Raw genomic sequence first — 939 nt, 5'->3', positions numbered from 1 at the left:
AACACGAAAAGCGGAGACGCTCTTTGTGGAAGCGGATGGCGTGTATGTGCGCGGGCGCAGGGAGGAAGATGGCCAGTCACACTTCGAACTGAAAGTGGCCGTGGCGTATGAAGGCAAGCAGGAACAAGGGCGTGAGCGGCGCGCCCTGATGAATCGACAGGTGGTTGTGGGGACTGAGGAAGCCGAACACTTCTGGGAAGGGGCAGTGGCATCGTTTGGGCGCGTGTGGGACTGGGCCAGTGTGAAACGGTGTTGGCTTGGTGCAGACGGCGCGGAATGGGCGAAGAAGGGCGTCGAAATGCTTCCTGGAGCTCGATATCGATTGGACCCCTTTCACCTACGGCGCGCAATAGTTGGGGCCTTGGGGCGGGAAACGCAGACCTACCGGAAGGTATGGGATGCGGTAGGAACCGGGGATTGGTCACGGGTTGAAAAAGTCCTGACGAAGATAGAGAGCCAAAGCGAAGGTGCGAAGAAGCAGCGTATCTCGAAGCTGAAGTCATACATGGAGAAGAATTGGCAAGGCATTGTGAGCGATGGTGACGTGGTGAGTCTGGGTGCGATAGAGGGTCAGGTGTTCCACCACGTGGCGCGCCGGATGAAGCGCCATGGGGCACGTTGGAGCAAGTCAGGGGCGGATGCGCTAGTACGGCTTGTCGCATCTCGTTCGAATCAGGAGCCCCTGCGGGTGAGCAGGTTCTCTCGTTGCGAAGTACAACTGAACGAACTGGCAAATGGAAAGCGAGTGAACGATGCGGAACTCACAAGACAAGCTAAGGAAGCAGTGAAGTGGCTTGAAAGGCAGATGCCAGCATTGGTCGGTCCGCATGCGGACCGACCCTGGGTGAAGTACGTCTTACGTGAACTGTCCAGGATTTCGTTTACGGTGGCCTAATAAATCTACCCAGTGGGGTCTCCCCTACGACAACTTGACACGGA

The 939-nt window shown here is 57.2% G+C and carries 1 protein-coding gene; it reads left to right on the top strand.

From position 1 onward, the window contains the following. On the top strand, window positions 1-895 hold an 895-nt coding region (locus tag AS26_RS13620), incomplete at its 5' end, for an ISLre2 family transposase (protein WP_157068525.1). Window positions 896-939 lie beyond the last annotated feature (44 nt).

It is taken from the genome of Alicyclobacillus sendaiensis NBRC 100866, from assembly GCF_001552675.1.
GTDB lineage: Bacteria > Bacillota > Bacilli > Alicyclobacillales > Alicyclobacillaceae > Alicyclobacillus > Alicyclobacillus sendaiensis.
Note: the sequence above shows the minus strand (reverse complement) of the source record. Positions and strands in the feature narration are given on the sequence as shown.